18 protein-coding genes are annotated in these 23,015 nt (G+C 64.4%); 6 read left to right on the top strand and 12 right to left on the bottom strand.

What is annotated here, in order from left to right; genetic code table 11:
- Nucleotides 1–15 precede the first annotated feature (15 nt).
- Nucleotides 16–3,753 carry a methionine synthase gene (gene metH / locus F595_RS0106475; RefSeq protein WP_022956060.1) on the bottom strand — a complete coding sequence of 1,246 codons (3,738 nt, stop codon included), beginning with the start codon at nucleotides 3,751–3,753 and terminating at the stop codon, nucleotides 16–18.
- 140 nt (nucleotides 3,754–3,893) lie between these two features.
- On the opposite strand from metH, the gene nfuA reads away from it, so the two are divergent.
- Nucleotides 3,894–4,523, top strand: a complete 630-nt coding sequence (gene nfuA / locus F595_RS0106470; protein WP_156873814.1) for a Fe-S biogenesis protein NfuA — start codon at nucleotides 3,894–3,896, stop codon at nucleotides 4,521–4,523.
- A gap of 245 nt (nucleotides 4,524–4,768) precedes the next feature.
- Here the strand turns inward: nfuA and F595_RS0106465 are convergent, their stop codons facing one another.
- Both F595_RS0106465 and F595_RS0106460 read right to left on the bottom strand, forming a co-directional pair.
- Complete coding sequence (locus tag F595_RS0106465) at nucleotides 4,769–6,385, bottom strand: S8 family peptidase (RefSeq protein ID WP_211213144.1); 1,617 nt, start codon at nucleotides 6,383–6,385, stop codon at nucleotides 4,769–4,771.
- A gap of 137 nt (nucleotides 6,386–6,522) precedes the next feature.
- On the bottom strand, nucleotides 6,523–7,599 hold the full coding sequence (locus tag F595_RS0106460; RefSeq protein WP_022956057.1) for a 3-deoxy-7-phosphoheptulonate synthase: 1,077 nt from the start codon (nucleotides 7,597–7,599) through the stop codon (nucleotides 6,523–6,525).
- Nucleotides 7,600–7,720: 121 nt separating this feature from the next.
- On the opposite strand from F595_RS0106460, the gene cysB reads away from it, so the two are divergent.
- Nucleotides 7,721–8,701 carry an HTH-type transcriptional regulator CysB gene (gene cysB / locus F595_RS0106455; RefSeq protein WP_022956056.1) on the top strand — a complete coding sequence of 327 codons (981 nt, stop codon included), beginning with the start codon at nucleotides 7,721–7,723 and terminating at the stop codon, nucleotides 8,699–8,701.
- An 8-nt stretch (nucleotides 8,702–8,709) separates the two neighbouring features.
- Here the strand turns inward: cysB and F595_RS13115 are convergent, their stop codons facing one another.
- Nucleotides 8,710–9,468 carry a phosphoadenylyl-sulfate reductase gene (locus tag F595_RS13115; RefSeq protein ID WP_022956055.1) on the bottom strand — a complete coding sequence of 253 codons (759 nt, stop codon included), beginning with the start codon at nucleotides 9,466–9,468 and terminating at the stop codon, nucleotides 8,710–8,712.
- A 185-nt stretch (nucleotides 9,469–9,653) separates the two neighbouring features.
- On the opposite strand from F595_RS13115, the gene thrH reads away from it, so the two are divergent.
- Nucleotides 9,654–10,268, top strand: coding sequence for a bifunctional phosphoserine phosphatase/homoserine phosphotransferase ThrH (gene thrH / locus F595_RS0106445; protein WP_022956054.1), 615 nt, complete (start codon nucleotides 9,654–9,656; stop codon nucleotides 10,266–10,268).
- A gap of 96 nt (nucleotides 10,269–10,364) precedes the next feature.
- Here the strand turns inward: thrH and F595_RS0106440 are convergent, their stop codons facing one another.
- The 7 genes from F595_RS0106440 to F595_RS0106410 form a co-directional block, all read right to left on the bottom strand.
- Nucleotides 10,365–11,777, bottom strand: coding sequence for a hypothetical protein (locus F595_RS0106440; RefSeq protein WP_156873813.1), 1,413 nt, complete (start codon nucleotides 11,775–11,777; stop codon nucleotides 10,365–10,367).
- Nucleotides 11,778–11,912: 135 nt separating this feature from the next.
- Complete coding sequence (locus tag F595_RS0106435) at nucleotides 11,913–13,295, bottom strand: anthranilate synthase component I family protein (RefSeq protein WP_022956052.1); 1,383 nt, start codon at nucleotides 13,293–13,295, stop codon at nucleotides 11,913–11,915.
- A 43-nt stretch (nucleotides 13,296–13,338) separates the two neighbouring features.
- Nucleotides 13,339–14,547: a JmjC domain-containing protein gene (locus F595_RS0106430; RefSeq protein ID WP_022956051.1), complete on the bottom strand. Its 1,209-nt coding sequence runs from the start codon at nucleotides 14,545–14,547 to the stop codon at nucleotides 13,339–13,341.
- A gap of 20 nt (nucleotides 14,548–14,567) precedes the next feature.
- Nucleotides 14,568–15,932, bottom strand: a complete 1,365-nt coding sequence (purB, locus tag F595_RS0106425) for an adenylosuccinate lyase (RefSeq protein WP_022956050.1) — start codon at nucleotides 15,930–15,932, stop codon at nucleotides 14,568–14,570.
- A gap of 35 nt (nucleotides 15,933–15,967) precedes the next feature.
- A complete protein-coding gene (gene hflD / locus F595_RS0106420) occupies nucleotides 15,968–16,600 on the bottom strand; it encodes a high frequency lysogenization protein HflD (RefSeq protein ID WP_022956049.1) in 633 nt (210 codons plus the stop codon).
- Between the two features lie 10 nt (nucleotides 16,601–16,610).
- Nucleotides 16,611–17,705 carry a tRNA 2-thiouridine(34) synthase MnmA gene (gene mnmA, locus F595_RS0106415; RefSeq protein ID WP_026913307.1) on the bottom strand — a complete coding sequence of 365 codons (1,095 nt, stop codon included), beginning with the start codon at nucleotides 17,703–17,705 and terminating at the stop codon, nucleotides 16,611–16,613.
- A gap of 86 nt (nucleotides 17,706–17,791) precedes the next feature.
- The gene (locus F595_RS0106410; protein WP_026913306.1) at nucleotides 17,792–18,436 is read right to left on the bottom strand and encodes a pseudouridine synthase; all 645 of its coding nucleotides are present in this window, start codon (nucleotides 18,434–18,436) and stop codon (nucleotides 17,792–17,794) included.
- 345 nt (nucleotides 18,437–18,781) lie between these two features.
- Between F595_RS0106410 and clpS the strand changes: the two genes are divergently transcribed.
- Together clpS and clpA are read left to right on the top strand one after the other, a co-directional pair.
- Nucleotides 18,782–19,144 carry an ATP-dependent Clp protease adapter ClpS gene (clpS, locus tag F595_RS13110; protein ID WP_022956046.1) on the top strand — a complete coding sequence of 121 codons (363 nt, stop codon included), beginning with the start codon at nucleotides 18,782–18,784 and terminating at the stop codon, nucleotides 19,142–19,144.
- A 22-nt stretch (nucleotides 19,145–19,166) separates the two neighbouring features.
- Nucleotides 19,167–21,440 (top strand): ATP-dependent Clp protease ATP-binding subunit ClpA, encoded by a 2,274-nt coding sequence (gene clpA / locus F595_RS0106400; protein WP_022956045.1) that lies wholly within the window; start codon nucleotides 19,167–19,169, stop codon nucleotides 21,438–21,440.
- A gap of 47 nt (nucleotides 21,441–21,487) precedes the next feature.
- Here clpA and F595_RS0106395 read toward each other — a convergent pair whose 3' ends face one another.
- Nucleotides 21,488–22,273 carry an endonuclease gene (locus F595_RS0106395; RefSeq protein ID WP_169446966.1) on the bottom strand — a complete coding sequence of 262 codons (786 nt, stop codon included), beginning with the start codon at nucleotides 22,271–22,273 and terminating at the stop codon, nucleotides 21,488–21,490.
- Between the two features lie 202 nt (nucleotides 22,274–22,475).
- Between F595_RS0106395 and F595_RS0106390 the strand changes: the two genes are divergently transcribed.
- Nucleotides 22,476–23,009 carry a lipocalin family protein gene (locus F595_RS0106390; RefSeq protein WP_022956043.1) on the top strand — a complete coding sequence of 178 codons (534 nt, stop codon included), beginning with the start codon at nucleotides 22,476–22,478 and terminating at the stop codon, nucleotides 23,007–23,009.
- Nucleotides 23,010–23,015: the final 6 nt, after the last annotated feature.

The following is a 23,015-nucleotide window of genomic DNA, read 5'->3' as shown; positions in this document are numbered from 1 at the left end:
GGACGGACCGGCACTTCAGTTTCTGTCCGGATCATACCCCAGATTGGGTGCAAGCCAACGCTCCGCCGTGGCCAGTTCCCAGCCCTTGCGGCGGGCATAGTCCTCGACCTGGTCGCGACCGATCTTGCCGACATTGAAGTAGTCAGCCTTCGGATGCGCGATGTACCAGCCCGATACGGCGGCTGCCGGAAGCATGGCGTAATGCTCGGTCAGCGTCATGCCGGCCCGCTCCGGTGCCGACAGCCAGCGGAACAGCTCGGCCTTCTCGCTGTGCTCGGGGCAGGCGGGATAGCCCGGTGCCGGACGTATGCCGACATATTTCTCGGCGATCAGCTCGTCATTGCCCAGCGATTCGTCTGGCGCGTAGCCCCAGTAGTCGGTGCGCACGCGACGGTGCAGACACTCGGCCATGGCTTCGGCAAAGCGGTCAGCCAGGGCCTTGATCAGGATGCCGTTGTACATGTCGCCGGCCTGTTCATGGGCGGCAGCCAGCTCGTCGGCGCCATGCACGGAAACGGCAAAGCCGCCGACATGATCGTTGATGCCGGTGTCCAGCGGGGCCACGAAGTCGGCCAGCGAGAGGTTGACGCCCTCGCTGCCCTTGTCACTCTGCTGGCGCAGGCAATGGATCTCGCCCAGCACCTGGCTGCGTGCGCTGTCAGCCCAGACCCGGATGTCGTCGGCACCAACCCGGTTTGCCGGCCACAGACCGATGACACCGCGCACGCGCAGCTGCTGCGAAGCGATCAGCGTGCCGAGCATGGCCTGCGCGTCCTTGAAAAGATTGCGCGCGGCCTCGCCGACGACGGCGTCGTCGAGAATCTTCGGGTACTTGCCGTGCAGGTCCCAGGAGATGAAGAAGGGTGTCCAGTCGATGTAGTCGACCAGTTCGCCCAGCGTCACCGCTTCAGCATCCGTGCCGGGCTGGCTGTCGAACACGGTGATGCCGCTGCGGCGCGGTGCCACCGGGGCGTAGCCGGCCCAGTCGGTCTTCAGGCCCAGCTCGGTTGCGCGCACATAGGGCAGCCGCTCTGCCAGCGGCTGGCGGTTGGCGATGCGCTCGCGCACCTCGGCGTATTCGGTACGACGCTCGGCAAGGAAGGCCGGCTTCATGTCTTGGCTGAGCAGGGTGGTGACGACGCCGACCGCGCGCGAGGCGTCGGCGACATAGACCACGCCGTCATTCCTGTACTGCGGGTCGATCTTGACCGCGGTGTGCGCCTTGGACGTGGTGGCGCCACCGATCAGCAGCGGGATGTGGAAGTCCTGGCGCTGCATTTCGCGCGCGACATGAACCATCTCGTCGAGCGAGGGCGTGATCAGGCCGGAGAGGCCGATGATGTCGACCTTCTCCTCGCGGGCGACCTGCAGGATGCGTTCGCAGGGCACCATGACGCCGAGGTCGACGATGTCATAGCCGTTGCAGCCGAGCACGACACCGACGATGTTCTTGCCGATGTCATGGACGTCGCCCTTGACCGTGGCCATGAGCACCTTGCCCTTGGCCTCCACGACGCCGTTCTTTTCGGCCTCGATGAATGGAATCAGGTGGTTTACCGCCTGCTTCATCACGCGCGCCGATTTCACCACCTGGGGCAGAAACATCTTGCCGGCGCCGAAGAGGTCGCCAACCACGTTCATGCCGTCCATGAGCGGACCTTCAATGACATGGATCGGACGTGCCACCGACAGGCGGGCTTCTTCCGTGTCTTCCACGATGAAGGTGGTGATGCCCTTGACCAGCGCATGCTCGAGGCGCTTGCCGACGGGCAGGCTGCGCCAGGCTTCGTCCTCGACGGCGGCCTTGGCGCCATCGCCACGATACTGCTCGGCGATTTCCAGCAGGCGTTCGGTGCCGTCGGCACGACGGTTCAGGATCACGTCCTCGACGCGCTCCTTGAGCTCGGCCGGCAGATCGTCGTAGATCGCCAGCTGGCCGGCGTTGACGATGCCCATGGTGAGGCCGTTGCGGATGGCGTGGTAGAGGAAGACGGAGTGGATGGCTTCGCGTACCGGCTCGTTGCCGCGGAACGAGAACGAGACGTTGGAGATGCCGCCCGAGATCATGGCATACGGCAGCTCGCGCTTGATGAAGGCGCAGGCATTGATGAAATCGACGGCGTAGTTGTTGTGCTCCTCGATGCCGGTCGCCACGGCGAACACGTTAGGGTCGAAGATGATGTCTTCCGGCGGGAAGCCGACCTCGTTGACCAGAATGTCGTAGGAGCGCTTGCAGATCTCGTTCTTGCGCGCCTCGGTGTCGGCCTGGCCCTGTTCGTCGAAGGCCATGACGATGACGGCGGCGCCATGGCGCATGCACAGGCGCGCGCGCTGCTTGAACTCCTCGACACCTTCCTTCATCGAGATCGAGTTCACCACCGGCTTGCCCTGGATGCACTTGAGGCCGGCCTCGATGATCTCCCATTTTGACGAGTCGACCATGATGGGCACGCGGCAGATGTCCGGCTCGGTGGCGACCATGTTGAGGAAGGTGACCATGGCACGCTCGGAATCGAGCATGCCTTCATCCATGTTGATGTCGATGATCTGGGCACCGCTCTCGACCTGGCCGCGCGCGATGTCCAGCGCTTCCTGGTAGTTCTCTTCGCGGATGAGGCGGGCGAACTTCTTGGAGCCGGTGACGTTGGTGCGCTCGCCGACATTCACGAACAGGCTGTCCTGCGCGATGGTGAACGGCTCGAGGCCGGACAGGCGGCAGGCCGGCGTCAGCGTCGGCACGGCACGCGGCGGCAGGCCGGCGACGGCGTCGGCGATGGCCCGGATATGATCCGGGGTGGTGCCGCAGCAGCCGCCGACAAGGTTCAGGAAGCCGCTTTCCGCGAACTCGCGCAGGATGGATGCCGTTTCCGCCGGGGTTTCGTCGTACTCGCCGAAGGCGTTGGGCAGGCCGGCATTGGGGTGGGCGCTGACAAAGGTCTCGGCCTTGCCGGCCAGTTCGGCCACGTAGGGGCGCAGTTCCTTGCCGCCGAGCGCGCAGTTGAAGCCGATCGAGATCGGCTTGGCGTGCCGCACCGAGTTCCAGAACGCCTCCGCGGTCTGGCCCGAGAGCGTGCGACCGGAAGCGTCGGTGATGGTGCCCGAGATCATGATGGGCAGCTCGACGCCGAGCTCCTCGTAGACGCCTTGCACGGCGAAGATGGCGGCCTTGGCATTGAGCGTGTCGAACACGGTCTCGATCAGGATGAGATCGGCGCCACCCTCGATCAGCGCGACAGTCGCTTCGCGGTAGTTCTCGACCAGCTCGTCAAAGCTCACGTTGCGGAAGGCCGGGTTGTTCACGTCCGGCGAGATCGAGCAGGTGCGCGAGGTCGGGCCGAGCACGCCGGCGACGAAGCGCGGCTTGTGCGGCTCACGCGCGCTCCACTCGTCCGCGACGCGCCGGGCGAGGGCGGCGGCTTCGCGGTTGAGCTCGGGCACCAGCGACTCCATGCCGTAGTCGGCCATGGACACACGCGTGCCGTTGAACGAGTTGGTCTCGAGGATGTCGGCACCGGCCGCGCAGTAGGCATCGTGGATGCCCGCGATGATGCCGGGATTGGTGAGCACCAGCAGGTCGTTGTTGCCCTTGACGTCACGCGGCCAGTCGGCGAAACGTTCGCCGCGATAATCGGCCTCCTGCAGCTTGTGACGCTGGATCATGGTGCCCATGGCGCCGTCGATGATCAGGATGCGTTCCCGCAGGGCAGCATGAAAAGCGGAAAGGCGTTGCGTCAGGGCGGCGGGCGCGGGCATGGCAGGAAACTATCCATCCAAAAAAATGGATGGATAGTGTAGCAGTTCTGATGCGCGGCGTCCCTGTCATGTGCCGACGACGCCCGCGATGCCGAGCTGCTATACTTTTGACCCTTTCCATTTTCCCGGCGACGTGTCTGATGAGCGAGTCCACGAACACCACAGTGCCCGAAACCAACCTGACCATCACGGAAACGGCCCAGGCCTATCTGGTCGAGCTGCTCGCCAAGCAGAACAGCCCGGGCATCGGCGTGCGCATCTTCGTGGAGAACGCTGGTACGCCGCGCGCCGAATGCTGCATGGCCTACTGCACGCAGGGCGAGGAACGCGAAGACGACATTCGTGTCGAGTTCAACGGCTTCCCGGCATTTGTTGAAGGTCGTTCGGCCAGCTACCTGGTGGATGCCGTGATCGACTTCAACAAGGATCGCATGGGCGGTCAGCTGACCTTCAAGGCGCCACGCTCCAAGGTTCCCAACATCTCTGCCGACAGCCCGATCGAGGAGCGCATCAATCATGTGCTGTTCGCCGAGGTCAACCCGGGCCTTGCTGCGCACAACGGCAATGTCAGTCTGCTCGAATGCTACACCGATCCCGAGCATGGCCTGACTGCCGTGCTCAAGTTCGGCGGCGGCTGCCAGGGCTGCTCGGCAGTCGACATGACGCTCAAGCAGGGCGTCGAGACCACGCTCAAGGCGCATATTCCGGAGCTGGCACGGGTCACCGACAGCACGGACCACAGCAAGAAGGACAACGCCTACTTCAAGTGAGCGGGTGAAGTCGGCAGTCGGCAAAAGGGGCCGGAGGCTGCTGGAAAACGCACTGGCGTGATCGTTTTCCAGCAGCCTCCGGCCCCTTTGCCTTGTGCGACGTTTGCAGTGTTCCTTGGTGAGAGTCAGTCTTCCGAACCGGCTGCATCACCTGAATCGCCGAGGGCCCTGGCCCCTGCTGAAAATGATCACGTCAGTGCATTTTCAGCAGGGGTCAGGGCCCCCGGTGCCACAGTAGTTCTGATTCAGCGCGGCTGCCCGTAGAACGTCGCCGTCCCGCTTCCTGTCGACGTGCTCAGCCTCCAGCGGTAGGTGCCACTGGCCAGATTCCCGGACGTGACCGCCTGGTTGGCACTGGTTCCGGACAGCGGGCTGACACTCACCGCCTGCCAGCTGGTCGACAGCAGGCCGCTTACACGACGTTCCAGCGCGATGCCGATGCTGCCGCTCTTCACGCTGCCCGTCATCAGGTAGCCGCGCAAGGTGCCGCCGCTGAAGCTGAAACCATTGCTGTTCGGTGCCAGCACGTTGCGGGCCGTGCCATCGAGCGTGATGGTGTAGGCCGTACAGCCGGTGCAGGGGACGGCAGGCGGGGGCGGCTCGACCGGATCCGGATCGTCTCCCGGAACGAAGTTGGCATCATCCTCAAGCACGCCGACATGCAGCAGCTTGTTTGGGCTGCCCACCACGTCCGTGATGCGGTTCACCGAGGTCTGCTGCAACAGGTCGCTGGCAACCTGAGCCGGGGATTGTGACGGCCTGCTGGCCAGATACAGCGCGGCTGCCCCGGCCACGTGCGGCGCTGCCATGGAGGTGCCGCTGAGCGTGGCGGATGCACTGTCGGAGCTGATGCCGGCCGAGCGGATGGCATCGCCCGGTGCGAACAGGTCGACGCAGCTGCCGTAGTTGGAATAGGAGGCACGACGGTCGGCCGCGGTTGATGCGGCTACCACCAGTGCTTCCGTGACCCGGTTCGGCGAGCCGTTGCAGGCATTGGTGTTCTCGTTGCCTGCTGCCACCACCATGGTGATGCCGTTGCTGATGGCGTTGCGCACGGCGGTGTCCAGCGTGGTCGAGGCGGCACCACCCAGTGACATGTTGCCGACGGCCGGCTTGCGGTGGTTGGCGATCATCCAGTCAATGCCGGCAATCACGCCCGAGTTGCTGCCGGAGCCGTCGCAGCCCAGCACGCGTACCGGATAGATCGTGGCACTGCGTGCAACGCCATAGCTGCTGCCCAGAACCGTGCCGGCGACATGAGTACCGTGCCCGTCACAGTCAGTGGTGTTGCTGGCATTGGTGCTGGCCCCGAGCAGGGAGCTGCTGTTGGGAGCAAAGTTGCGGCCTGTGCCGACACGGCCGGTGAATTCCATGTGGGTCGAGCGCAGACCGGTGTCAATGACATAGACATTGACACCTTGACCGGCCAGCGACGGATAGCTGTAGGTGCTGTTGGTGCCACTCAGCTGATCGATGCGGTCGAGGCCATAGAGGCTGGTGCTGACCGTGGTACGAGCCTGCACGCTCATCACCTGGTCCTGTTCGACATGCACGCCGGGAATGCGGTCAAGCTGAGCCGCCTGCTGCGGGGACAAGCGGATCGCGAAGCCGGGAAAGGCATGCTCGTAGACCTGGAAGGGCAGCTCGCTGGTGACCGGCAGCAGCAGCTGGCTGATCAGCGAACGCAGGGGCAGGCGACCCAGCACCTGCTGCACCACGGGCAGCTGCAGTTGCACGACGTACTGGCCGGGAATGGGCTCGCCGGCACGGTCAGGGCTGCCGACACTGGCGAGGGCAAGCGGTGCGGACGACAGCAGGGCGACCAAGGCGGTCAGGCGGCTAAGGTGACGGGAGGCTGACACGATGGTCTCCGATTTGTTCTTGATTGTAGTGGTAGCACGTAAACAGCAAGGCCGCCGGATTTCAATGCCGCAAATGACTGGTTGGTCAAATGCTGGGCATCGGAATCGGGCGGCCTGGCGGGCTCGCGGCGTACGGGTCAGCGACGTCCCGGCAGCACGTCCTTGAGCTTGTCACGCATGGACAGGATGGCCTTTTCGGTGGTGTCCCAGTCGATGCAGCCGTCGGTGACCGATTTGCCGTACTCGAGCTGGGAGAGATCCTTGGGGATGTCCTGGCGGCCGAACTTGAGGTGCGACTCGATCATCATGCCAACGATAGACGTGTTGCCCTCGACGATCTGGTTGGCGACGTTGTCCATGACCAGCGGCTGCAGCGCCGGATCCTTGTTGGAGTTGGCATGCGAGGCATCGATCATGATGTTGAGCGGGGCCTTGGCCTTTTCCAGTTCGCGTTCCGCCAGCGCCACCGACACCGAGTCGTAGTTGGGCTTGCCGTCGCCGCCGCGCAGCACGACATGGCCGTAGCGGTTGCCGGTGGTGTTGATCACGGCCACTTTGCCTTCCGAGTTGATGCCCAGGAAGCTGTGCGGATTCTGCACCGAGAGCAGGGCGTTGGTGGCCACCTTGAGGCCGCCGTCGGTGCCGTTCTTGAAGCCGACCGGCGACGACAGGCCCGAGGACATCTCGCGGTGGGTCTGCGATTCGGTGGTGCGCGCGCCGATGGCCGACCAGGCGATGAGGTCGTGCAGGAACTGCGGCGACATCGGATCGAGCGCCTCGGTGGCGCAGGGCAGTCCCATCTCGTTGAGTTCGAGCAGCAGCTTGCGGCCGATGTGCAGGCCATCCTGGATGCGGAAGCTGTCATCCATGAACGGGTCGTTGATCAGGCCTTTCCAGCCCACCGTGGTGCGCGGCTTCTCGAAGTACACGCGCATGACCAGATATAGCGTGTCCTTGACCTGCTCGGACAGCACCTTGAGGCGCTGCGCGTACTCGTGCGCAGCCTTGAGGTCATGGATCGAGCAGGGGCCGACCACCAGGAACAGGCGGTGATCCTTGCCATCGAGAATGTTGCGAATGACCTGACGGCCGTTGAGCACCGTGTGGTAGGCCGCGTCGCTCAATGGCAGCTCGTGCTTGAGCTGGTCCGGCGTGATCAGCACGTCGATGGAACGGATGTTGAGGTCGTCAATCTGGTTGTCAGCAAGGGTCATAAGGCTCTCCACGGAATCGCCCGATCATACTGCAAAGTCTTTTCAAACATGAACGGTGCGTGTGACGTCCATCAGGTTTTGTTATAAATGAGCCACGACTTATCACAAGAGTGTCTGTGCGATGAAGCTTCAGCAGCTCCGCTACATCTGGGAAGTGGCTCAGCACGAGCTCAACGTGTCACAGACGGCGGCCGCGCTGTTCACGTCCCAGCCCGGCATCAGCAAGCAGATCCGCTTGCTGGAGGATGAGCTGGGGGTGGAGATCTTTGCCCGCAACGGCAAGCACCTGAGCCGGGTCACGCCGGCGGGGCAGTCCATTCTCAAGCTGGCCGGCGAGGTGCTGCGTCTCACCGACTCGATCCGCCAGGTGGCTCTGGAGTTCTCGGACGAGGCCCGCGGCAGCCTGTCGGTGGCGACCACGCACACCCAGGCCCGCTACCGTCTGCCGCCGGTGATCGAGGCGTTCCGCCAGCGCTATCCGGATGTCGCCCTGCACATGCACCAGGGCACGCCGCAGCAGATCGCCGAGATGGCCGCCGACGGTACCGTGGACTTTGCCATTGCCACCGAGGCGCTGGAGCATTTCTCCGATCTGGTGATGCTGCCGGCCTACCAGTGGAACCGCACGGTGGTGGTGCCCAAGGGGCATCCGCTGTGCGACGTGCATCCCCTGACGCTGGAGGCCATCGCGGACTATCCCATCGTCACCTACGTGTTCGGCTTCACCGGCCGCTCCAAGCTCGACGAGGCCTTCAGCCAGGCCGGCCTGGCCGCCAACGTGGTGTTCACCGCCACCGACGCCGACGTCATCAAGACCTATGTGCGACTGGGACTGGGGGTCGGGATCATTGCGCAGATGGCCTACGAGCCGGCGCGTGACGACAAGGATCTGGTGGCGCTGGACGCCGGGCACCTGTTCGAGCCCAGCGTCACCCACATCGGTTTCCGTCGCGGCACCTTCCTGCGCGGTTTCATGTTCGACTTCATTTCAACCTTCGCGCCGCACCTGGAGCGGGCGGTGGTGGAGTCGGTGCTGAACCGGGGCGATGCCCGGGCCGAGGTCGATCACCTGTTCCGCGCCAGCGATCTGCCCCGATTCTGAGGCCTTGCTCAGCCCTGGCGGATCTCGAATGACACCGCCTCGGCTTCGACATTACCCATGTGCAGGCCGCATTCCTTCTTGGTGGCTTCCTCCCACCACCAGCGGCCTTCGCGCTCGTGCTGGCCAGGCAGCACGGGGCGGGTGCAGGGCTCGCAGCCGATGCTGATGAAGCCCTTTTCGTGCAGCGGGTTGTAGGGCACTTCCAGCGCGCGGATGTAGTCCCAGACTTCCTGCGAGCTCCAGTTCGCCAGCGGATTGAATTTCACCAGCGCGCCGTCAGTGCCGGTGAAGCTGGTGTCGAGCTGGATCTGCGGCACGCTGTTGCGCGTGCCCGGGCTCTGGTCCTTGCGCTGGCCGGTCATCCAGGCCGTGGTGGTGGCGAGGACCTTGCGCAGCGGCTCGACCTTGCGGATGCCGCAGCATTCCTTGTGGTCGTCCTGGTAGAAGCTGAACAGGCCCTTGGCATCGACCATGGCCTTCACCGCGGCGGGTTCCGGGAAGCAGACCTCCAGCGGGATGCCGTAGTGCTGACGCACGGTGTCGAGGAAGCGGTAGGTCTCGGGGTGCAGGCGACCCGTGTCGAGGGTGAAGACGCGGAAGGGCAGCTTGCTCTTCACCGCCATGTCGATCAGCACCACGTCTTCGGCGCCGCTGAATGACAGCGTCATGTTCGGAAACGTGGTGAGCGCGAACCTGATCAGTGTCTGCGGGCTCTTGCCCTCGTGTTCAGCGGCCCAGGCGGCTACGTGTTCGGCGGTAACGGGCATGACGGGCTCCTGGCTGGACAACGGATGAGATGGGGCGCTGGCGGCGTGAACGCGCTGCGCGCCTGCGGGCGATGATAGCAGAGCTGTTCGCCGGTATTTGCATGCGCCAGCGTCTGCCAGTACCCTTGCCGCGCATTCGGGGCCGTTGGCGTCCCGCTCCCTGTCTACCCGCGTGAGGTGCTGTGATGGAACTGGTTTGTCTCGATCTGGAAGGCGTGCTTGTCCCCGAAATCTGGATCAATTTCGCCAAGCGCACGGGCATCAAGGAGCTTGAGGCCACCACCCGTGACATTCCGGACTATGACGTGCTGATGCAGCAGCGTCTGCGCATCCTGCGCGAGCACAAGCTGGGTCTGCCGGATATCCAGGCGGTGATCGCCGAGATGGGGCCGCTGCCGGGCGCGCGCGAGTTCCTGGCCTGGGTTCGCGACAACTTCCAGCTCATCATCCTGTCGGACACGTTCTACGAGTTCGCCAAGCCGCTGATGGAGCAGCTCGATCTGCCGACGCTGTTCTGCCACAAGCTGGAAGTCGCGGAAGACGGCACCATCACTGACTACACCCTGCGTCAGCCGGATCAGAAGACCATGGCCATCAAGGCCTTCCATTCGCTGAACTACCGCTGCATCGCCGCCGGTGACTCCTACAACGACACCGGCATGCTCAGCGAAGCCGAGCAGGGCATCCTGTTCGATGCGCCGGAGAACGTGATCCGCGAGTTCCCGCAGTTCCCGGTCACGCACAACTACGAAGAGCTCAAGGCCGAGATCCGCAAGGCATCGCTGCGCAAGATCCCCTGAGTCCGTGCGTGCCCGGCACGGGTTGCCGGGAGGTGCGCTCAGACATGAAAAAACCGCCTTTCGGCGGTTTTTTCATGGCGCAGTGACAGCGGTCTGTCAGGCGCCAAGCAGGCCCAGCAGCCCGGTGTCGCCAAGCAGGGTGTCGAGCACGCCAGCGAGCGGGTTGTTCTCGATCAGGTCAGTGATGGCTGTTGCATCGCCACCACCGATGGCTTCCGACAGGGTGTCAGTCAGGCCCACTAGCGGTTCCAGCGGGGTACCGGCCAGCAGGTCGGTCAGGGCGCTGGTGTCACCGCCGCCGAGGGCGCTGGTGACCTGGTCGAGCAGACCGGAAAGCGGATTTTCCGCGCCCAGGTCGCTGCCGCTCAGGAGGCCAAGCAGGGCACCGGCTTCGGCCAGGGGGTCACCCTGCTCGGCACAGTCACCGAACAGTTGCAGGGTGCAGGTCAGCGGGGCGAGTGCGCCGAGCAGCGGGTTCAGGGCGCTTTCGTCCAGAGGTTGCAGCAGCGAGGTGTCCAGCGCGGTGGTGACATCGTCAACCAGACTGTTCAGCTGTTCATTGCCGGTGGTGACGGCATCGACCAGTTGCTGCTGACCGGATGCGTCAGCCAGTGCACCGAGCAGGCCGGTGTCGGCAGTGAGCAGATTGACCACATCGGTAAGCGTGCTGTCGAGGACATCACCAACCGAGCCACCGGTACCGGTTTCCAGGCTGTCGAGCGTGGTGCCGAGACCGCTGACCAGATTGCCGAGGGTGGCGACAAGCTCGCCTGCGACGGGGATCTGCTGTGCGCCGGGAATGCTGTTGTAGCCGCTGACCAGCAGGTTGCCGATGTCGGTCAGGCCGGTGCCCAGGGCATCCACGACCTCGCCATCCAGGCTGGTGCCCGGTGCTGCCGCGAATACCGTGCCGAGCGCAGCGACCAGCGGCTGCAGAACAGGACTTGCGGCATCGCCCAGCGGCTCCAGCGGTGTTCCGGCAAACGGATTGCCGCCGGCCAGCAGGTCAAGATACGCCTGCAGCTGTTGCTGGGGCGTGTCACCGGCCACGCATTCCTGCTTGGCGAGCGTCAGCAGTGCGCAGGGCAGATCGCTGGCGAGCTGGGTGACCAGCTCTTCGACGCCCACATTGGAGCCTTCACCGGTAATGGCGGCCTGAAGGGAGGTCAGCGTGGCCTGCAGTTGTTCCGGCGACGGGTTCTCACCCAGGGCCTGGAGGCTGGTGACCAGATTGGTGATCAGGCTGTCCGGGCCGTCAACCGCGTTGTTGACCGTGGTTTCCAGGGCGCAGACGAAGCCACCGATATTCAGCGGGGACTGGGCCGGCGTGGCGTCGATGATGCTTGTGCAGACGTCGGTCAGGACGTTGGCAAGTTCAGCCTGGACCGGATCGAGGATCATCGGCTCACTGGGGGTCTGCTGACCCATGTCCTTGTCTTCGGAACAGGCAGCGAGGCCTGCGGCGGCAGCGAGGCAGAAGGCAAGGCGGGTGAGTTTGAACGTGTGCATGAAAGCTCCCTGGTTCGGCATGCCGTTGATGGCCTGCCGGTGACTGTCCGTTGTCGTTTGATGAGTGTCAGCTGAAAGGCTTGGCCGGGGATTGTAGGGCAGTGCGTTGAAAAAAACAGTGGCAAGCGGGTGTCTTCAACAGCCGTCGTCACTGTCGTGCAGGGATTCCAGCGTGCGCATGAGGCCGCCAATCTTGTTGTGACATTCCTGGTGTTCGTCCTGCCAGACCGAGTCCAGGGTGATGCCACCCCCTGCCCAGGTACGGATCCGGCCATTGCCGATGACAAAGGTGCGTATCGTGATGCTGCTGTCCCAACGGCCGCTGGCATCGGCCATGATCACGCTGCCGCAGTAGATGCCGCGTGCAGTGACCTCCAGCGCCTCGATGATCTCCATGGCCCGCTTCTTGGGGGCGCCGGTTATCGAGCCGCCCGGAAAGGCGTCGCGGAACAGCTGTGCCGGAGAGTGACCGGGTGCAAGCCTGGCTTCTATGGTGGAAACCAGATGATGAACCTGGCCATAGCTGTGCAGCGCGCAGAGCTCCGGAACCCTGACGCTGCCAATCGTGGCGTGCTTGGCGAGATCGTTGCGCAGCAGGTCGGTGATCATGACGTTTTCGGCAAGGTCCTTGCCGCTGGTGCGCAGTGCCCGGGCTTCGGCAGCATCGGCAACGGCATCCGGTTCGCGACGACGCGTGCCCTTGATCGGGCGAGTCAGGATACGGGCGCCGCCATCCGGGCGCGGCTGCACCTGGAGGAACTGCTCGGGCGAGAGACTCAGCATCTCTCCCCATGGCAGCCGCCAGTACACCGAGTAGGGCGCGCCCGCGGCAGCCCGCAGTGCCTGCCATGCAGACCAGCCCTGACCTTCGCATGGGGCTGACCAGGACTGGGTGTAGTTGATCTGGTAGCAATCGCCGGCACGTATGTAGTCATGAATGCGCGCGATGTCGTCCGCGTAGCGTGCAGTGTCCGTATCTGCGCTGAATGGCGCGAGCATGCGCAACGGGGCAGGACGCGATGCTGCCGGAGGCGGCGTGTCGACGACAACGAGCAGGCGTTCCAGCAGGTCGGGGGCAATGTCGTTCTGCCAGACCAGCCAGCTTTGCCGACTGTCATGGTCGGTGCAGATCGCCCAGCGGTAGCGTGCCATGAAGGCACAGGGCCAGTCGTCATGACGTCGTTCCGGCAGTCCGCGCTCGCTGGCGGCGGCATAGCCCAGCGTGGCGATGACGCCGCCACTGAACGGCAGATCGACCTCGAACTTTTGCGCACATGCCGAGGTGCTTGCGGACAGTGCCTGCAGGGCAGCGAATGCGTCGGAGAAGCCGGTTTCCGGCATGCCCTCGATCTGCCAGCACGTGTTGGCCAGCAGTGTTGCCGTGGCATCGGGCGCCGCGGTCATGATGTCCCAGCGCCCGGCATCCTGGCTGTCAAGCAGCACCGGCCAGGACCAGTCGATGAAGCGGTCGAAGAGTGCCAGCGGACTGGCCTGGTAGGTGAGGGCGCGTATCGGCATGATGTGCCTATCGTGGCATGTTCGACCGGCGCATCACCAGCGGTCAGGCAGGCGACAGGCCATCCACGGCGAGCAGCAGGCCGCTGCCCAGCAGCTGGCAGAGCCAGTCCAGCCCGGCATCATCAAGCTGTGACAGCGCGTGATTGTGAAGACGGCGTCCCTGCAGCATGGCGGTCAGCTGGCGAGCCGAGCCGGATGCGGGAAGGTCCATGACCTGGCCGTTGACCCAGAGCGTGCCGCTCTGTTCCAGCCACAGCCAGCGTGAGGCGGGGTCACGCAGCAGATCGCCGCCCTCGGCGAGGAAGCTGCGCAGGTCTCCCCGGCTGACTGTTTCACCTTCGGGCTCGTAATCACCGTACTTGGGTTCGCTGAGCAGCGGTGCGAGCGCAGGCAGCAGGCGTTCCGGCGAGAGCAGCAGGGCCATTGCCTGGCGGTGCAGCGCGATGCCGTCATCCGCGGTCAGGGCCAGCGGAGCGGCAGGCAGGGCGCGGCTGGCGTCGGTGAACAGGGTGGCGGCCTCGGCCTCCTGCAGCGAGGCATCGACCAGATGTTCCAGCAGGTGCGTCAGGGCCGGTGCCCGGAAGCCCACCGAGTAGGTCAGGCATTCGCTGACGGCCACGCCATGGTGCGCCAGGTGCGGCGGCACATAGAGAAAGTCACCGCAGGACAGGGTCTCGTCGAAGTGCACCGGCATGTCGCTGAGAATCTTGAGCTGGCTGTGCGGACTGCGTGGCGTGTTTTCATCGCAGCGCTCGCCGAGCTGCCAGCGACGCTGACCAGGACCCTGGACGAGGAAGACGTCATAGAGGTCGTAGTGCGGTCCGACATTGCCGCCCGGTACCGCATACGACACCATGACGTCGTCGATGCGCCATTCCGGAACGAAGGCGAAGTGGTCGAGCAGGTCTGCCAGCGGCGGCAGGTAGTGATCCACGGCCTGCACCAGCGCGGTCCACCCGGTGGCCGGCAGCTTGCGCCAGGTGGTGGCGTGGAACGGCCCTTCGCGCAGCTCGTAGGGTGTCTTGCCCTGCTCGATGATGAGGCGGCTCTCGACGTCTTCGGTCTCTGCCAGCTCGAGCAGCTCGCGCGGCTCCAGCAGGTCGGCCAGCGCCGGAAAGGCATTGCGTACCAGCAGCGGCTTCTTCTGCCAGTAGTCACGCAGGAATTCGCTGGGACGCAGACCGCCCAGCCACGGCAGAGGGGCATCCGTGCGGCAGCGTGCGACGGCATCCGGCGTGGCGAGCAGAGTCATGTCAGCGTATCCGTGGTGATTCAGATGGCGCGAGCCTGGGCGATGGCGTTGCCGATGTAGCTGGCCGGCGTCATCTCGCGCAGCTCGGCCTTGGCCGCTTCCGGCATGTCGAGCGTGTCGATGAAGGTGCGCAGGCTGTCGCGGTCGATGCCCTTGCCGCGGGTCAGCGCCTTCAGCTTCTCGTAGGGCTTCTCGATGCCGTAGCGGCGCATCACGGTCTGGATGGCTTCACCAAGTACTTCCCAGGAGGCATCGAGGTCGTCAGCGAGGCGCTGGGCATTCATTTCCAGCTTGCCGATGCCCTTCAGGGAGGCGTCATAGGCGATGACGCTGTGCGCCAGACCGACGCCGAGGTTGCGCAGCACGGTGGAGTCGGTGAGGTCGCGCTGCCAGCGCGAGATCGGCAGCTTCTCGGCGAGGTGACCAAGGATGGCGTTGGCGAGGCCGAGATTGCCTTCCGAGTTCTCGAAGTCGATCGGGTTGACCTTGTGCGGCATGGTCGAGGAGCCGACTTCGCCTTCCTTGAGCTTCTGCTTGAAGTAGCCCAGCGAGATGTAGCCCCAGACATCGCGGTCGAAGTCGATGAGGATGGTGTTGAAGCGGCGCACGGCGTCGAAGTACTCGGCGATGTAGTCGTGCGGCTCGATCTGCGTCGTGTAGGGGTTGAAGGTCAGCCCCAGCGAGGTCACGAAGGTTTCGGCATTGGCCTGCCAGTCCACGTCCGGATAGGTCGCGAGATGGGCATTGTAGTTGCCGACGGCACCGTTGATCTTGCCCAGCAGCGGCACGGCGGCGAGCTGGTCGACCTGGCGCTGCAGGCGGTAAGCGATGTTTGCCATTTCCTTGCCGAGGGTGGTCGGCGAGGCGGTCTGGCCATGTGTGCGCGACAGCATGGAGACATCGGCGTAGCGGTGCGCGAGCGCGCGAATGGCGTCGGTGACGGTCTGCATCTGCGCCAGAACGACATCGCGGCCGGCTTTCAGCATGAGGCCGTGCGACAGGTTGTTGATGTCTTCCGAGGTGCAGGCGAAGTGGATGAACTCGCTGACAGCGGCGAGCTCGGGCAGGGCGGTGACGCGATCCTTGAGGAAGTATTCGACCGCCTTCACGTCATGGTTGGTGGTGCGTTCGGTGGTCTTGATCCACTCGGCATCGGATTCGCTGAAGCTGGCCACCAGCTGGTCAAGGAAGTGCGTGGCCTCGGCGCTGAATGCCGGCACTTCGGCAACGCCGGGCAGGGCGGCCAGGCGCTGCAGCCAGCGTACCTCGACCTCGACGCGGGCGCGAATCAGGCCGAATTCGCTGAAGATCGGACGCAGGGCGTCGACCTTGCCGGCATAGCGGCCATCCACGGGAGAAAGGGCGGTCAGGGTCGAGAAGGCCATGTCAGGCTCCGGCAGCAGCAAGAAAGGCGCGGAGTTTACACCGATTTCGCGATGGCGCGGATCTCCCCGAGGATCTGGCCGCGCGTGAACACCAGATGCCAGCGGCGACCGCCGAGACGATGCCAGAGCCAGGCGGCACGCACGCCGGCGAGCAGGATGGCACGCACGCGCTCGGCCATGCCCGGGCTTTGCAGGTGGCGGGCGTCGCCGCGTACCTGGATGCGGAAGCGCAGGCTGCCGAGATGGTCGACATAGGCGCCCGCCAGCGCCTGGGCCAGGGCGGAGGCGCTCATGTCGGTCTGCAGCAGGCTTTGCCGCTGCACCTGTTCAAGACGCTGGCGCAGGGCCTGCTGCAGATCGGGGCGTTTCTCGAAATGGCGTTCGACCTGGATCACCGCCAGCGCCAGGCGGATGAGTTCACCGGCATGTTCGGAGCCCTTGCCCTGTTCGGCCAGGCTGCCTTCCAGCCAGGTCAGCCCGGGGGTCAGGCTGCGCTGCTGCGGGTAGATGTCGCTGACGGCATCGGTATCCATGACCAGTACCGAGCGCAGCAGGAAGGCTTCCGCTTCGCTGTCGCACTGACCGCGCCGCGCCAGGTCGTTGACCAGCCCGGCCGCCTGGAACACGGCCGCCAGGGCCAGGGTCTTGTCGCGATTGACACCACTCATGCTGCAGCACTCATTGTGAACCGGTCTCCTCGATCACGCCGCCGCCCAGGCAGACATCGCCGTCATAGAACACCACCGACTGACCCGGCGTGACGGCACGCTGGGCCTCATCAAACACGACCAGTGCGTGTTCGCCGTCCATCTCGACGCGGCAGGCCTGGTCCTGCTGACGGTAGCGTGTCTTGGCCGTGCAGCGGAAGCTGACAGCGGGGGGATGTCCTGCGACCCAGTCGACACGGCTGCTGCGCAGGCTGCGGCTCATCATCATGGGATGCCCGTGACCCTGGCCGACGATCAGGACATTGCGCGACAGGTCCTTGCCGACCACGTACCAGGCTGACTCCTCGGCATCACGACGACCACCGATGCCAATGCCCTGGCGCTGGCCCAGGGTGTAGTACATCAAGCCCTCGTGACGACCGATGACGCTGCCATCATCCTTCTCGATGTCGCCGGGTTGCGCCGGCAGGTACTGCTTGAGGAAGTCGCGGAAGCGACGCTCGCCGATGAAGCAGATGCCGGTGGAATCCTTCTTGGCGGCCGTGGCGAGTCCCTGTTCGCTGGCAATGCGTCGCACCTCCGGCTTTTCCAGTTCGCCGACCGGAAACAGGGTGCGTGCGATCTCGCGTCCGGACACGGCGTGCAGGAAATAGCTCTGGTCCTTGTTGGCATCCAGACCGCGCAGCAGGGTGGCCGGGTCGCCGCTGCCTCGGCGCGCGTAATGCCCGGTGGCAATGCAGTCGGCACCCAGCGCCAGCGCGTAATCGAGGAAGGCGCGGAACTTGATTTCCTTGTTGCAGAGAATGTCCGGGTTGGGCGTGCGGCCGGCCTGGTACTCGTGCAGGAAGTGCTCGAACACCCGATCCCAGTATTCGGCGGCAAAGTTGGCCTGGTGCAGATGAATGCCGAGGCGGTCACAGACGGCCTGGGCATCGGCAAGGTCCTGGCGGGCCGTGCAGTATTCGGTGCCGTCGTCCTCTTCCCAGTTCTTCATGAACAGGCCTTCGACATGGTAGCCCTGCTGCAGCAGCAGCCAGGCCGAGACCGACGAATCGACGCCGCCGGACATGCCCACGATCACCTTGCGGCGGGACAACTCAGTCATGGTTCTGTATTCGCTGTGAAAACGCGGAAAACGGATGCGGATGCTAGCAAGGAATGCAGGGCAGGGACACCGCATGCTGCCGCGGATCAGCGTCCGAGCACAGCCGCGGCCTCGCTGGCGGGCACCTCGCGCCAGTCACCGGGTGCCAGCCCGTCCAGCGTCCAGGGACCGATGGCGACACGCACCAGGCGCAGGGTAGGGAAGCCGACGGCGGCCGTCATGCGTCGCACCTGGCGGTTGCGGCCTTCATCCAGCGACAGGCTGAGCCAGCTGGTCGGAATCATCGCGCGGTAGCGAACCGGCGGATCACGTGGCGGCAGCTCCGGGCTTGCCAGCGCTTCTGCAGCCACTGCCCGGGCCGGACCGTCCTTGAGCCTGACGCCGTCGCGCAGCTGCTGCAGCGCTTCCTCGCTGATCACGCCTTCGACCTGGGCCCAGTAGGTTTTCACCAGCTTGTGACGCGGGTGCGCGATGCGTGCCTGCCAGGGACCGTGACTGGTGAGCAGGAGCAGGCCTTCCGAGTCGTAATCCAGACGGCCGGCGGGATAGCAGCCTGCCAGCCGATCCGCTGACGGGTGTGCCGCGAGCACGTCGGCGAGCGTGCGCTTGCCGTATTCGGCGGTGAACTGGGTGAGCACCTGGAAGGGCTTGTTGAGCAGGACCAGACGGCCCGGCCCGGTCGGCGGGACAGTCTGCGACGGTGGTCTGCGAAAAGGCCGGGAAGGCGCCATCTTGTGCACGGGATGCCTCCGGGCAATCAGGGTGCCGAGTATATGCCTTCGTGCATGGCATGCGTCACCGTGCCGCCTGTGGTTGTCAGCCTTTGTACGCTGGCGATTCCCTCTCGCTCCTGTTGCAGTAGCGGCGTGTTTTTTCTGGCATGACACTTGCGTGATCAATCTTGACTGACGAGTTTCTGACGCACTGTCCGGACACTCGTCCAGCCGATGTCGAGCCGTGTTTTTTTCAGGACTGACCTGTCTTTTCGCGGGCAGGCTTCTGCTAGAGTCGAACTGAAAGGGCTCGGAGGATGTGTGTTGTTGATGGAACATGAGAAACGACCGTCGCGTCATGCGATGACCTGCCAGCAGGCTCAGGCGACCCGTTCGCCACGGGCCGGCGAGGATGCGCCCGGGAGTGCCCGGGGGGCCGTGGTACTGGAGTCGGCCAAGCCGGAGCTGAAGGCGCCGCGACAGTATCAGGTGGTCATGCTCAATGACGATTACACCCCGATGGAATTTGTCGTCGAGGTGCTGGAGCGGTTCTTCGGATTGTCCGGTGCTGACGCCACCCGCGTGATGCTGCAGGTGCATCACCAGGGCAAGGCAGGCATTGGCAGCTATTCGCGGGACGTCGCCGAAACCAAGGCGGCCATGGTGGTCGAATACGCACGGCAGAACGAGCATCCGCTGTTGTGCCAGGCAGAGCCCAAGCCCTGACGGGCAGCAAGGAGAGGCAGGCATGTTGAGTCGTGAACTGGAGCTGACCCTCAATCTGGCGTTCCGCGATGCGCGCGGCAAGCGTCATGAATTCATCACCGTCGAGCATCTGCTGCTTGCGCTGCTCGACAACGAGTCCGCGGTGACTGCCCTGCAGTCCTGTGGCGCGGAAGTGCCATCCCTGCGTCGCGAGCTTTCGGCCTATGTCGAGGAATCGACACCGCTGCTGCCGGTGCCGGATGGCGGGCGCGAGACCCAGCCCACGCTGGGCTTCCAGCGCGTGCTTCAGCGCGCGGTCTTCCATGTGCAGTCGTCCGGCCGGCGCGAGGTCAATGGCGCCAACGTGCTGGTGGCCATCTTCTCCGAGCAGGAGTCGCAGGCGGTCTATCTGCTCAAGCACCAGGGCATCAATCGTCTCGACATCGTCAACTACCTGTCGCATGGCGGCGGGCAGCGCGAGGAAAATCGCGAGGAGTCCGGCAGCCAGGACACCGAGAGCACGCCGGATGCCGCACCGGACTCGGCGCTGCAGAACTACACCGTCAATCTCAACGAGATGGCGAGGAAGGGCAAGCTTGATCCCCTGGTCGGTCGTGAGCACGAGATCGAGCGCGCCATCCAGGTGCTGTGCCGTCGCCGCAAGAACAATCCGGTGCTGGTGGGCGAACCCGGCGTCGGCAAGACCGCCATCGCCGAGGGCCTGGCCTGGCTCATCGTCGAAGGCAAGGTGCCCGAGGCCATCGCCAACGCCACCGTGTACTCGCTGGACATCGGCGCGCTGCTGGCCGGCACCAAGTACCGTGGCGATTTCGAGAAGCGCTTCAAGGCGCTGGTCAATGAGCTCACCGAACAGAAGGGAGCGGTGCTCTTCATCGACGAGATCCACACCATCATCGGTGCCGGCTCGGCCGGTGGCGGCGTGCTCGATGTCTCCAACCTGCTCAAGCCGGCGCTGTCCAACGGCTCGCTCAAGTGCATGGGCTCGACCACCTACCAGGAATACCGCAACCTGTTCGAGAAGGACGGTGCGCTGTCACGCCGCTTCCACAAGATCGACGTCACCGAACCCAGCGTCGACGAAACCTACCGCATCCTGCGCGGTCTCAAGTCGCGTTTCGAGGAGCATCACGGCGTGCGCTATGCCGACAAGGCCCTGCACATGGCGGCCAGTCTGGCGGATCGCTACATCCATGAGCGTTACCTGCCGGACAAGGCCATCGACCTTATCGACGAGGCCGGTGCCTATCAGCGCCTGCAGCCGCCCAGCCGCCGCAAGAAGGTGATCGGTGTCGGCGAGATCGAGGAGATGGTGGCCAAGGTTGCGCGCATTCCGGCCAAGGCGGTGTCTTCCAATGACAAGGAGTCGCTGCGCAACCTCGAGCGCGACCTCAAGATGACGGTGTTCGGCCAGGACGATGCCATCGTCGCGCTCAGCGCGGCCATCAAGCTGTCCCGTGCCGGTCTCAAGGCACCGGAAAAGCCCATCGGTTCCTTCCTGTTCGCTGGTCCCACCGGTGTCGGCAAGACCGAGGTCACCAAGCAGCTGGCACGCACGCTGGGCATCGAGCTGGTGCGCTTCGACATGTCCGAGTACATGGAGCGCCATACCGTGTCGCGTCTGATCGGGGCTCCCCCGGGCTATGTCGGCTATGACCAGGGCGGTCTGCTGACCGAGGCCATCGTCAAACATCCGCACTGCGTGCTGCTGCTCGACGAGATCGAGAAGGCGCATCCGGAGGTGTTCAACCTGCTGCTGCAGGTCATGGATCACGGCACGCTGACTGACAACAATGGTCGCAAGGCCGACTTCCGTCATGTCATCCTGGTGATGACCACCAATGCCGGCGCCGAGCAGGTCACCCGTGCCAGCATCGGCTTCACCCAGCAGGATCACAGCTCGGACGGCAAGGAGATCATCAAGAAGGCGTTCACGCCGGAATTCCGCAACCGTCTTGATGCCATCATCCAGTTTGCTGCGCTGGACACGGCGGTGATCGGCAATGTGGTCGACAAGTTCCTGGTCGAACTGCAGGCCCAGCTCGACGACAAGCACGTGCAGCTGGATGTCGATGCCGATGCCCGTGCCTGGCTGGCCGAGAAGGGCTATGACCCGCTCATGGGCGCGCGCCCGATGGCGCGTGTCATCCAGGAGCACCTGAAGAAGCCGCTGGCCGAGCTGATCCTGTTCGGCGTGCTCGCCGACAAGGGTGGCAAGGTTCACATTTCGGTGAGGGACGGCGCCCTGGTGCTGGACGCCGAAGTGGTGGAGCGCCGCGAGCTGGCGCGAACCGAGTGAGTCAGGACGGGGCGGGCGCAGCTTCAGCTGCTGCCTGCCCCGGTTCATCAGTTCTCGCTGAGGCGCGCTGAGCCCCGGCTGACGCCATTGCAGGCCTTGGTCAGCACCTTGTTGACCTGGCCGGTGGCGGCAGCGATGCGTTCGGCGCGGCGGCATTCGCGCGTGTCGGCCGGGTCACTGCGTGACCAGGCGGCAAACAGCTGCTGCTGCTGGCGCGAGATGCGCAGTCCGTAACGTTCCCCGAAGTATTCGTAGATGCGTGCGACATCGCCACGGGCGTCGGCTCGCGGCATGAAGACGCGAGCCTTGAAGTCGACGCGGCTGCCGCACTGGCCATAGCCGGCACCTTCGTCATCGCGCAGCATGCCATAGGGCAGGTTGCCGCGATCACCGTTGATTTCGCCAACGACCGGGAGCAGGTTGTAGGGGTCTCCCTCCATCGCGGAAAACACCGGATCCGTGTCGCTGCAGTTGTCGCGCCCCCCCTCGCGCCAGCAGGCGCGCTGGCGGCCGAAATCCGAGGCGGGAACCACATGTTCCCATTCAATGCGGCTGGCGCGCTCCGGGTTCTTCCGGGGTACCAGGCCGCAGCTTTGCCAGTCCACGACCCACTTCTTGCCCTGTGCCTGGATGTCGCAGCCGCAATAGAAGTCCTTTTCGCCAGGAGCATGCACCTTGCGCTTGAGCACGTCCTTGGCGTCACGGAAGGTCAGGATGTCGACATCCTGGCCGGGTGTGCCTGCGGTGAAGGCGGCGGCAGCCAGTGGCATGGCAGCCAGCAGCAAGGCGATGGCGGAGCGGGACAGCGCGGTGGTGAAACAGGAACGGTTCATGGCTGTGGTCAGCAACTGAGTGGTGTGGCGCGGCATCTTATCCAGATAAAAAACAACATCAATATCCAATCATAAAACATTGTATTTGAATGAGTGATTACTGATCTCTTCAGGTGCTTTCGAGATTTTTCATGGTGTCGAGTGGTGTTGCGCGTCCGAATCGCGTTACCTAGAAAGATCCTTTTGCTGGCGGAGAACGCAGATGAAGAAAATCGGGTTGACCGTGCTGGCCGCGGTCGGGCTGTCCGGGTGCGCGACAGTTGCGCCGCTGCCCACCGAGCCGCAGGTCGACATTCCTCGCTTCATGGGCACCTGGCACGTGATCGCGCATATTCCGGCGTTTCTCGAGCGTCATGCCCATGCCGCCACGGAGACCTATGAACTGCAACCTCCCAACGTAGTCAAAACCACGTTCCGTTTTCGCGAGGGCAGTCTGACGGGTGCCGAGAAGGTCTACCGACCCACGGGCTACGTGGATCAATCCTCGGGGGGTGGGCTTTGGGGCATGCAGTTCGTGTGGCCGATCCGGGCCGAGTTCCGCATCATGCACGTATCGGCGGATTACCAATACACCATCATCGGGCGCAGCAAGCGTGATTACGTGTGGATCATGGCACGCGCGCCGGAGGTGCCGGAGTCGGCGTATCGGGCGCTGGTGCAGCGTGTCAGCGATGCGGGGTATGACATCAGCCGGTTGCGGCGTGTGCCGCAACCGGGTGTCGATGCTGCCGAGTGAGGCAGG

This window comes from Perlucidibaca piscinae DSM 21586, assembly GCF_000420045.1.
Taxonomy (GTDB): domain Bacteria; phylum Pseudomonadota; class Gammaproteobacteria; order Pseudomonadales; family Moraxellaceae; genus Perlucidibaca; species Perlucidibaca piscinae.
This window is presented reverse-complemented; position numbering and strand designations above follow the sequence as displayed.

What these genes read in the sequence shown, in the direction of transcription:
- metH (WP_022956060.1), bottom strand. Translation starts at nt 3,753, where the DNA reads ATGCCCGCGCCCGCCGCCCTGACGCAACGCCTTTCCGCTTTTCATGCT.
- nfuA (WP_156873814.1), top strand. Translation starts at nt 3,894, where the DNA reads ATGAGCGAGTCCACGAACACCACAGTGCCCGAAACCAACCTGACCATC.
- F595_RS0106460 (WP_022956057.1), bottom strand. Translation starts at nt 7,599, where the DNA reads ATGACCCTTGCTGACAACCAGATTGACGACCTCAACATCCGTTCCATC.
- cysB (WP_022956056.1), top strand. Translation starts at nt 7,721, where the DNA reads ATGAAGCTTCAGCAGCTCCGCTACATCTGGGAAGTGGCTCAGCACGAG.
- F595_RS13115 (WP_022956055.1), bottom strand. Translation starts at nt 9,468, where the DNA reads ATGCCCGTTACCGCCGAACACGTAGCCGCCTGGGCCGCTGAACACGAG.
- thrH (WP_022956054.1), top strand. Translation starts at nt 9,654, where the DNA reads ATGGAACTGGTTTGTCTCGATCTGGAAGGCGTGCTTGTCCCCGAAATC.
- F595_RS0106440 (WP_156873813.1), bottom strand. Translation starts at nt 11,777, where the DNA reads ATGCACACGTTCAAACTCACCCGCCTTGCCTTCTGCCTCGCTGCCGCC.
- F595_RS0106435 (WP_022956052.1), bottom strand. Translation starts at nt 13,295, where the DNA reads ATGCCGATACGCGCCCTCACCTACCAGGCCAGTCCGCTGGCACTCTTC.
- F595_RS0106430 (WP_022956051.1), bottom strand. Translation starts at nt 14,547, where the DNA reads ATGACTCTGCTCGCCACGCCGGATGCCGTCGCACGCTGCCGCACGGAT.
- purB (WP_022956050.1), bottom strand. Translation starts at nt 15,932, where the DNA reads ATGGCCTTCTCGACCCTGACCGCCCTTTCTCCCGTGGATGGCCGCTAT.
- hflD (WP_022956049.1), bottom strand. Translation starts at nt 16,600, where the DNA reads ATGAGTGGTGTCAATCGCGACAAGACCCTGGCCCTGGCGGCCGTGTTC.
- mnmA (WP_026913307.1), bottom strand. Translation starts at nt 17,705, where the DNA reads ATGACTGAGTTGTCCCGCCGCAAGGTGATCGTGGGCATGTCCGGCGGC.
- F595_RS0106410 (WP_026913306.1), bottom strand. Translation starts at nt 18,436, where the DNA reads ATGGCGCCTTCCCGGCCTTTTCGCAGACCACCGTCGCAGACTGTCCCG.
- clpS (WP_022956046.1), top strand. Translation starts at nt 18,782, where the DNA reads ATGACCTGCCAGCAGGCTCAGGCGACCCGTTCGCCACGGGCCGGCGAG.
- clpA (WP_022956045.1), top strand. Translation starts at nt 19,167, where the DNA reads ATGTTGAGTCGTGAACTGGAGCTGACCCTCAATCTGGCGTTCCGCGAT.
- F595_RS0106395 (WP_169446966.1), bottom strand. Translation starts at nt 22,273, where the DNA reads ATGAACCGTTCCTGTTTCACCACCGCGCTGTCCCGCTCCGCCATCGCC.
- F595_RS0106390 (WP_022956043.1), top strand. Translation starts at nt 22,476, where the DNA reads ATGAAGAAAATCGGGTTGACCGTGCTGGCCGCGGTCGGGCTGTCCGGG.